The 9,692-nt window shown below is 29.9% G+C and carries 8 protein-coding genes; 2 read left to right on the top strand and 6 right to left on the bottom strand.

The window, feature by feature from the left end; translation table 11 throughout:
* Nucleotides 1-2: 2 nt before the first annotated feature.
* Genes ACWJJT_RS06405 through dndB form a run of 5 tightly spaced genes read right to left on the bottom strand, consistent with a single transcriptional unit; the run spans nucleotide 3 to nucleotide 6,444 of the window.
* Complete coding sequence (locus ACWJJT_RS06405) at nucleotides 3-1,193, bottom strand: cysteine desulfurase family protein (RefSeq protein WP_462954158.1); 1,191 nt, start codon at nucleotides 1,191-1,193, stop codon at nucleotides 3-5.
* A complete protein-coding gene (locus ACWJJT_RS06400; protein WP_462956389.1) occupies nucleotides 1,190-1,579 on the bottom strand; it encodes a DndE family protein in 390 nt (129 codons plus the stop codon). The genes ACWJJT_RS06405 and ACWJJT_RS06400 overlap by 4 nt, the downstream gene beginning before the upstream one ends.
* Before the next feature lie 2 nt (nucleotides 1,580-1,581).
* Nucleotides 1,582-3,744, bottom strand: a complete 2,163-nt coding sequence (dndD, locus tag ACWJJT_RS06395; protein WP_462954156.1) for a DNA sulfur modification protein DndD — start codon at nucleotides 3,742-3,744, stop codon at nucleotides 1,582-1,584.
* Nucleotides 3,734-5,356, bottom strand: a complete 1,623-nt coding sequence (dndC, locus tag ACWJJT_RS06390) for a DNA phosphorothioation system sulfurtransferase DndC (protein ID WP_462954155.1) — start codon at nucleotides 5,354-5,356, stop codon at nucleotides 3,734-3,736. The genes dndD and dndC overlap by 11 nt, the downstream gene beginning before the upstream one ends.
* Nucleotides 5,357-5,358: 2 nt before the next feature.
* Nucleotides 5,359-6,444: a DNA sulfur modification protein DndB gene (gene dndB / locus ACWJJT_RS06385; protein WP_462954154.1), complete on the bottom strand. Its 1,086-nt coding sequence runs from the start codon at nucleotides 6,442-6,444 to the stop codon at nucleotides 5,359-5,361.
* 323 nt (nucleotides 6,445-6,767) lie between these two features.
* On the opposite strand from dndB, the gene ACWJJT_RS06380 reads away from it, so the two are divergent.
* On the top strand, nucleotides 6,768-7,031 hold the full coding sequence (locus ACWJJT_RS06380; RefSeq protein ID WP_462956388.1) for a hypothetical protein: 264 nt from the start codon (nucleotides 6,768-6,770) through the stop codon (nucleotides 7,029-7,031).
* 144 nt (nucleotides 7,032-7,175) lie between these two features.
* Here ACWJJT_RS06380 and ACWJJT_RS06375 read toward each other — a convergent pair whose 3' ends face one another.
* The gene (locus ACWJJT_RS06375) at nucleotides 7,176-7,931 is read right to left on the bottom strand and encodes a MurR/RpiR family transcriptional regulator (protein ID WP_462956751.1); all 756 of its coding nucleotides are present in this window, start codon (nucleotides 7,929-7,931) and stop codon (nucleotides 7,176-7,178) included.
* 274 nt (nucleotides 7,932-8,205) lie between these two features.
* Here ACWJJT_RS06375 and ACWJJT_RS06370 point away from each other — a divergent pair, with 274 nt between their 5' ends.
* Entirely contained in the window at nucleotides 8,206-9,678 is a 1,473-nt protein-coding gene (locus ACWJJT_RS06370) for an FAD-binding oxidoreductase (RefSeq protein WP_462956387.1), read from the top strand.
* The last annotated feature ends 14 nt before the right edge of the window (nucleotides 9,679-9,692 follow it).

Genomic DNA, 9,692 nt, shown 5'->3' with positions numbered 1-9,692 from the left:
GATTAAATTTTAGCTTTTATTATGTTTTCAATGTTACTATTTTTCCCCAGGGTAATTCGAATAAAGCTACTACTTTTATTTTTAAGATTAATTTCTTTAATAACATAAGAAGGTTCTCCAATTCCACAAGCAGACCCAGAGGAAATAGCAACCTTATCTGCCATATCCTTAATCATAATATCATTAACAATACTAGGAATTAAGACTCCGATAACTCCAGGGATATGATGTTCTGGGTCTCCTAAAAATTCAACACCAGGATGTCTCTCAGCAAGCATTTTCTTAGTTTCAATTTCTAATTGAGAAATTTTCTTAATATATTCATTCATATCTCTTTTAGCGATTTCACAAGCTTTACCAAAGCCTACAATGTTATGAACAGCAGAAGTTCCAGCTCTATACCCTCTTTCTTGTAATCCACCATGAATTAGTGATGTCATTTTAAAATCTGAGAGACTGTTCTGTCTTATAAATGCTGCACCAACGCCTTTTGGTCCATATATTTTATGAGCTGACGCGGAAAGAAAGTCTACAGGAACCTTTTTAACATCTATATTTATTTTACCTAATACTTGAGTGGCATCTGTGTGGAACAGTAGACCTCTTTCTTTTGCTATAGCACATAACCTTTCAATATCGTTTAGTGACCCAATTTCATTGTTTCCCCACATAAAAGAAGCAAGTATGGTGGTTTCTTTTATTGCATTTTTAAATTGTTCTTCTTGTACTTGAGCATATCCATTTACAGGAAGAAAGGATACTTCATAACCACGATCTATTTTCTTAGCCAAACTCTTTTTCTTTAGAAATTGGCTAGCGACTGTGCTTTCAGATTTATTCCAAAATACATCTCCATTTAAGAATTTGCAGGTTTGGAGAATTGATTTATGTTCAACGGTAGAAGTGATTATGTGATTTCCTTTTTCTTCATAGTATTTTTTATAGTCAGCTACTCCTTTAATTATAAAATTATTACTTTCAGAAGCGCCTCCTGTAAAGATTATTTCTTTTGGTTCTGAATTTATTAAAGCTGCGATTTGATGCCGAGCTTTTTCTACGGCTTTATCTGCATTCATAGCCAATGTATAATATCTACTAGATGGGTTACCATACTCCTCTTTTAAATATGGTAACATTGCTTCTAGTACTTCAGGATCAATTGGAGTAGTAGCGCTATTATCTAAATAGATCATATATTAGAATCTCCTTTTTGTAGTAAGTTAGTTAAAAGTTTTTCTAAATTACCACCTGAATACTTATATATTTTCGATAGAAGTTCAGCACCTCTATCCATATGAAGTTTCATATAATGTGGGTAATATTCATCATCAGTTATATGTCTTCCAAGTTTAACTTCTATAAGTGCTTTATATATTGAATCAAAATCACCAGTAACGGTGGCTCTTTGAAGGTCAAGGCCAGTAATGTCTGCATTTTTGTATTCGTCTATAGAAGTTGATTCATTCAATGACATAGAAACGGCCATTTTACTCAAAGTAAATGGTTTAAGGTTTGAGCTTTTGCTTAATTCTTCAAATATTTCTTTTGTTCTTGTTGATGTTCTTAACCTAAATCCCATAATTACACCTCAAAATATCTATTTTCGACTTCGGTTTTTCTTAAATCAGTATTGTATAAAAGTAAATACTCGTCACATACATAGGGTTTAATAACATTATACAATTCAGAATCAATTTCTTTATTAGTAGAAAGAATAATTACCTGTTTACTTAATTTTGGTAGATACTTAGTACTTAAAGAGTTTCTATGAGTTTCATCTATACGAGCATAAGGAGTATCAATTATAAATGGTATTTCTACACCAGAACTTTTTATAATAGCCCAAATTAAGCAAAGTATATAAATCTGTTTTTCCCCATTTGAAAAATCATTTATATTGACTTTTGTACTTAGGTTAATATAATTAATTGAAAAGTCGTTTAAAATTTTATCCTCAAGTGCTTTATTAGTTTCGGCATTATAGTGCTTAAATAAATCTTTTAAGAAGTTTGGACCATACTTTTTAGATAAACCATCAAATCCAATATTTTTTATTATATTTACTATATCGGTAGGAACATAATCCTTGTTTATGTAAAGAGTAGAGTTAAAGTTATCGTCAATAATAATGCTGTTTACATAGTTGTCTTTTCTAATAATAGTGCTAAATATAGCTATAAACTCATCCTGTATTAAAGAAATCTTATCTCTAGTTAAAGTAGTAAGTAATTCATCTAAATATGAGATAAGGCTGTTAGAAATATCCAGAATATTAATGTTTTGTAACAGGGTAGTGTAATCATTCTTTGCTCTAGTAAGATGGTATTCTTTGTTTTTTAAATCTTCGTACTTCGATTCAATAGTTGCTTTTTTTACAGCTAAAATACTTTGAATTTCTGTGATTTCTTCATTTATTGAATGGATTGATTCTAAATAGCTATTCAATATATCTTCAGAAATTGTTAGATTTAACTTTTTCCTTAAATCTTTTAATATAGAACCTATTTTTGCAGTCCTAGCAAAATTATCATTGATATTTTTACTGACATGAGATCCTTTTGATAATATATTATCTATAGTGAAATTTATTGAATTTTTCTGTTCATTTGATAATTCTAAAATATTAGATACATTTTTTATTTCTTCATAATCATACATATTAGCAAGGAGAGTTGACGCTATTTCATTGTAAATATCATCAGATTTACTTGTATTGATATGATGCTCTAAAAATGATTGTTTTATAATTCTACCAGACAGCTTATCTTTTATACTGTTATATGAATTTAATGAATCCTCTTTATGTATTTGAGTCTTTGTATCTTTTAAAAGATCAGTTAATAATAAAAATGGAAGAGTATCGTTACAAAAATCCTTAATAGATTGATGTATATCGCTACGTTCATTTTCAAGTCTTGTAATTTCTGAATTTAAAGCAGTTCTTTCACCCTCTAAAAGTCCACCACTATTTTTAAAATTATCTTCAATTTTAAATCTGTTAATTATTAGGTTGTCAAGATGTTCTTCATTTAAAATTATAGTTTTCTTTAATTTTAATATCTCATCTTTTATAGATTTCGTAGTAGTAGATAGTTCATCAAATTTATTTTGAGATTCTTCTAACTGAGCACTAAATTTTGATTGAGTTCTTTGATGAGTAAGCAATTGTTTCTTTAATACTTCAAAAGTATCATAATTAAATAGTTCAAGCACTGATTCCTTTAGGTTGGTACTAGCATTTTTACCAGTAAAGAAATCACTTAATTCTTCACCATCAAAGAAGAAAAAATCAAATAATGATGGCGGAAGTACAGATTTTAAATATTTATCAAAATACAATTTATCTTCTTCATTTAATTCTTTGCCATTTAAAAACACTTTAAATGACTCATATAGCTTTTGATTAGAATAAGCCCATGAACGTTTTAAATAATATTCTTTTATTTCAGTTCCTTCATTAAAAGAAATACTTAGAGCTATTATACATTCTATCTCTTCATTTTTAAATGCATTGTCATTTATATTGTTTTTAATCTTAGTTAAGTAATTATGATTTTGACCTAAGTAACCATAAGTTGTAGGTCCATATATACATAATTTTATTGCTTCGAATAATGCTGATTTGCCAGAGCCATTTTCTCCACCAATTAAAACAATGTTTTTGTTACTTTGAGGAGTAAATGAGAATGTAGTTTCATCTTCATATGATCTGAAATTTTTAAGTGTAATGCTGTTAATTATCATTTTCTATCTCCTCAACTATACTTTTGTGCAAATACCTTTGATTAAGGATTTTATTAATTGATTTATCTAAAATATTTCGGTTAGTAAAGCATTTGTATTTATTGGTTTCTATTAAAAGCTTATTAATCAAATCATCTGAAATATTATGCTTTTCACATAGAGTAGATATTTCTGCTAATGTATGATTATCAAAAATAGCCTTTTTATAATCATCCCAAGGGAGTCTTTCTCTTGTAACATCATGATATAAGTCCACTAATGTTCTACAAGTTAAATCTTCTTCTTCGTCCCATATTCTATCTATTGATTCAAGTTCTTCCGTTGTTATAAGTTCAATTTCAAATTCTTCATTTATAAGTTCTTGAGTTTCTAATAGTTTTTTTAATATTAATTTTCTTGCTTTAAAGTTAAAAGGACCGTATCCAACGACGTTAATGAAATCACCTTTATCATCAGTTTGTATTTTAGATTTATCTATTATTACATTCACTGTATTGTCTATTAGTGGTAGTAGTTCTAAATAAATTTTATCTTTATCAGTAGAAATGATATCTTTGCCTTTTTCTATAGAAGTATGAGAAATCTTCAAATCAATATAAGGTTCACCATAATCATTAGTAAAAATATGGTCATCATTTATAGTGTAATCATCTAAAAAAGGAAGCTTTTCTAAATAAGCTTTTTTATAATAATGATTTCCATCTCTTCTATATTGCATTCTATATTCATGTCGGTTACGAATACTTAAAATCCAAGACCTGAAATCTAGTAGTGGTTGAAGCCAATCTTCTCCATTTTCAATAAAACCAGTAAGGGATTTATCTTCACTTACAACGGTACAGAGCCAACATCCAAACCTGGAATTTCCACATGAAGGGTTTTCATTATCATTAGTAACAGTAAATGGGCATTCTCCAGCATCTGCACCCCTATATAGTTTAAATAAGTCGTTGTTGCTTGTTCTCCAAGGAGTCTCTCCATTATTGTTAAGTAAAATATCCCAAACGTTATCAGTAGTTAATTCTACAATTGGATTATACACATAAGTATTTTTAAGGGAAACATGAGGGGTTAAAAGGTAACCATTAATTTCTCTATTTCTTATTCTTATACCTCTTACTATGCTTTCAGATTTTCTTACGCCAAGAAGAACGACAACCTCACCATTTTCTTTAACCTTTTCTTGAATGAATTTGTTAGAGGGTTTAATCTTAAGACGCTCAGTGCACCATCTAAATCTTACAGAAGTAGGGGTAGGTAAGCCCTTGCCAATTATATTAGTCCAATAAGTATTAGTATAATCTGGATGAACCATATGCGTATATAATGGTAGTCCTTGATCTTTCGCACTATTATTTATTAACTTAGAGTTTTCTTTTAAATAGCCAAGAATTATTGGGTTTTCAATTAAAGTATCGGAGGATACAACATATATATCCTTAAATCTGTCTTCAGGTGATAGACTTTGTAGCATCATAAACGTTAATTGAACTACAGCAGTACTATCTTTACCGCCACTATAACCTATAACCCAAGGTCTTTTATCATTTTTGTATACTCTTTTCATCTCTTCGAGTATGTCATTTACTGTTTTTTGTAATTCTATATTCATAATTAATCATCCTTTTTGCAATCTTTTTCTAGTTTTCGCTCTTCCTTAGTGAGAGGAAGATTTAACTTAGTTTTTATCAGATTGTTAGTTAGTCTTACATAAGAAGCACTCTTAACGATTCTACCAGTAGGACCAATTACTCGATCTTTCCAATCATCTAAATTAGATCTGTGCCAATCTATGGTTTTAATGTTATAAAGTATTTCTTTCCAATCATTAGGGTTGTTTTTATATAGATAATTTCCAACTAAGCCTAAAGCCTCGAGAACAACACCATTAGAACTAATATAATCAGCCCTAAAAAGATGAGGATTGATATCTTTATTGAATACAAATTGCCATTCCCTCATATGTTCACACAATTCATCCCAAAATTCTTTTACGAAAGTAAATGTTTTAGAATCTTTTATGTTTAGTTTGCTCACCAATTTTTTATTAGTCTCATTTATGCTGCTAAGAGTAAAAAGTTTAGGAGAAAACTTGGACAAAGATGGATTTTCTTTATCTGTAAAATGCTTTAAATACTTATTTTCTTCAAGAAGAGACTTAGTAATCATAGCTATTGGATCTTTTGAATCGTACAATATACCAATCGATTTAGATACGTTAATAGCATGTTTATTTAAGTCGGCAAATATTTGTTGACTTCTTTTTAAACCCTCATCAATAAATAAAACAACAGATATTGTTTCATCACCAATTTCAGGTGCAATTTTTAAAGATTCCTCTATGGCTGCCCTTCTATGCTGACCGTCATTTATAAGAAGTCTACTATCCATAGAAACCTTAAGGGTACCTATTTTTTCATCAAAGTCTTTATTTAGAGGAGAAAATTCAAAATCACCATCTATTGAAGCCGTTACAGACGAGAAAACATAATCCTTTGGATTATTAACAATATATGATGCCATTTCAGGAATTCTAGTCTTATTAAGAACTCTCTGAGCTCGATGCTCTGGTGGCAATTCATTCTCGTTAAATATAAATAGCTTAGATAAAATTGAAAGGGGACACATTATAACAAAAAAGTCCCTAGTTGCTTGAATTCCTTTGATTGCAGGGAATGTATAAAAAAAATTCGTTCTCATAATATTACTCCTACGTACGTATAAGTACTCTTAAATAGTATATTACGTACGTATATATAAGTAAAGAGTTTTATGTTGGAAAGAGAACGAAAGTTCGCTAAAATTAGAGAGGTGTACATGGAAATAAGTAAGCAGGGTACAATTATGGTATGGTATTATGATCAATTATTTCAGAAGAAGCACCTGCCAATGAGAGTCTAGAATGAATGTATTCTATAGCCTCAGTCTCTGAAAGCCCTTCAAAATCATAATTTATTATGATCCTTTGCTTTAATGCTTCATGTAACTGTTCTTCTAAGATGTTATTAAGTATAGAGGTAGGGTTGGAAATCCAAGATAACATAGAATTACGAAGAAGGATACGCCTCTGTATATGGAAACAATGGAAAAGGGGCAGAACGAGATTCAAGGAACTTAAAAAGAAAGGGCTATCAAAACAAAAGGCTTGGGAATATGCAAATACACGAAGAAGTTATTGGAGAATATCCAAGAGTCCAATTATGAAAATTGCATATAAAGATAAAGATAAAGACCTAGAAAGTCTAGGTCTAATCAGTATAACAAAATATTATCTTAGAACTTGTTAGTTATTATAGAACAGCCTTGTACCGAACGGTATGCAGGGTGGTGAGAGAGGTCGGCTAATCAAATAATGATCAGGGCCACTAAAAACGGACATTGCAAGTACCTCCGATCGTAGGATAATAACTATGATATAACTTACGTAAATACTATATATCCTCTTGCTCAGTATTTATTTGTTTTTGTTCAAGATTATCCTGACGATTATTAAAAATAATACGTTGAATAACTTCCTCTATGAAAATAAAAAAAACGATTCTTGATTTTTCATAAGGTTTTAAAATATCTGGTTGAAGGAATTTTGACATCCAAAAGATCTTACTATAATTAGTTAGTAAGGATTCATTGTATTCTTCAACAATCAATAAAACTTGACAATTTTTCTCTTTTGCAAGGTTGTTAATTCGTTCGAAAGACTTGAATTTACCTGTTGTAGAAAAAATAACAAGTAGACTTTTGTCATCAAGTAAACTCTCCACAGAAATTTCATCAGGGACAGCAATAACAAACTTATTTGTGTTGATTCTTAGTTTGTATTCAAAATATTGGGTAGCAATAAACGAAGGGCCATAACCAAAAAGAATAATTTTTTTATAAGAATTTAACAATTCAATAAATTCATCAACTAAAGATATATCAAAATCATCTATAAAATTTTTAATTCGTTCAAGTTCTATTGAAGATCTGTTTTCTGGAAGGTTCTTACCATATAAAAAATCAATATATTGTTTATAATTATTGAATCCAAGCTTTTTCGCAAATTTAGAAATCTTAGACACAGAACAATCACAGGTTTCAGCTGCTTTTGTTATTGTAATATGGGTAGCAGTTTTTGATAAAGTAATAAGAGTTTCATTAATCATTTTTTCTAAAGGATTCAATTTGTTAAAGTCAATATTTATCATAATCACTATTAGATAATCTCTATAGACAATCTAAATTTACTCCTTATTTTATTAAGTAATTTAACAATTACTTGTATTTTGATTGTAACACTAGTGAAAGTGTTAGTAAAGTCATTAAATAAGGATATTCAATAAAGCGTGGAAAGTTTTCCGTTTAGAAAGAACAATAAAGATGAAAGCGAATAATTTTCCTAAAAAACGTTGACATACAATTCTGACTATAGTATTCTATCATTGTAGACCGAATGAATTAGAGGTTAAGGAGGCAATGTATATGAATAAGGAAAAAATACTAGAAGATTTGAAGTGCATTTTATTAGAAGAACAAATTAATACGAATTATGATGATTTGTATGATGCATCGGCAGATCGCTATAAAAAATATGCAAAAGCTAAAAAAGTACTAGATGTTCCATTACCTACAGCAATTGTGTTCCCAAAGTCTGTGGATGAGGTCAAATCCCTTTTAATGTATTGCAATAAAAATAATGTTAATGTAATTCCAAGAAGTGGTAAGACTGCAACAGAAGGTGGCCTAGAAAACTGGAAGGAACTAACACTTGTAATTGATGGTAAGCACCTTGATAAGATTATTGAAATTGATGAATATAACATGCAAGCAACAGTACAAGCAGGAGTTCCTCTACAATTAATTGAAGATGAACTTAGAAAGCTAGGATTTACAACAGGACATTCTCCACAATCTAAACCAGTTGCTCAATATGGTGGACTGGTAGCAACAAGAAGTATTGGACAATTCTCAACTTTATATGGTGGAATTGAAGATATGGTAGTAGGATTAGAATGTGTTTTCCCAGATGGACATATTTCAAGAATTAAGAATGTTTCACGTCGTGCAGGAGGTCCGGATATAAGGCACATTGTTATCGGCAATGAAGGAACACTATGTTATATTACAGAAGTTACGGTTAAAATATTCAAATTTTTCCCAGAGAACAATAAGTTTTATGGTTACCTTGTAAAAGATGTTGAATCTGGAATCAAAGTATTAAGAGAAGTTATGGTTAATGGGTATCGCCCATCTGTTGCTCGAACATATTCGGAGGAAGATGCAAGACAACATTTCTATCACTTTTACAAAGGTAAATGTGTATTGATATTTATGGCTGAAGGAAATAAAGGAATGGTAAATGCTATTTGTGAAGGGATTGAAGATGCAACTGAAAAATTCAATGATAGCATTATTGAAAAAGTTGATAGCAAACTTATAGAAGATTGGTTTAATCATTTGAACTGGTCACAGCAAGATATTGATGATGAGTTCCAAGGAATGATTGATAATGATAAGCATGATGGATATACAACTGAAATTTCAGCTAACTGGGAAATGCTTCCTAAAATATATGATGCTGTTCTTAACAGGATTAAAAATGAATTTAAGCGTGCAAACGACTTGACAATGCTCGGTGGGCATTCATCTCATAGTTACATAAACGGAGCTAATATGTACTTTGTTTATAATTATAATATCAATTGTGCACCAGAAGATGAAATGAGAATATACCACCATCCAATACAAACAATTATTGTAGAGGAAACAATAAAACTTGGAGGATCTATGTGTCACCACCACGGAATTGGCAAGTTCCGTAATGAATGGACAAAAGAAGAACATGGTTCAGCATATTATATGTTAGAAAAATTAAAAGAAGCTTTTGATCCAAATGGCATTATGAACTTTGGAACTATTTACCCACAAGAAGAAGGCATTAAATATCAAAAATAAACTACTTACATCGG

It is taken from the genome of Clostridium sp. CM041 (genome assembly GCF_055081035.1).
Note: the sequence above shows the minus strand (reverse complement) of the source record. Positions and strands in the feature narration are given on the sequence as shown.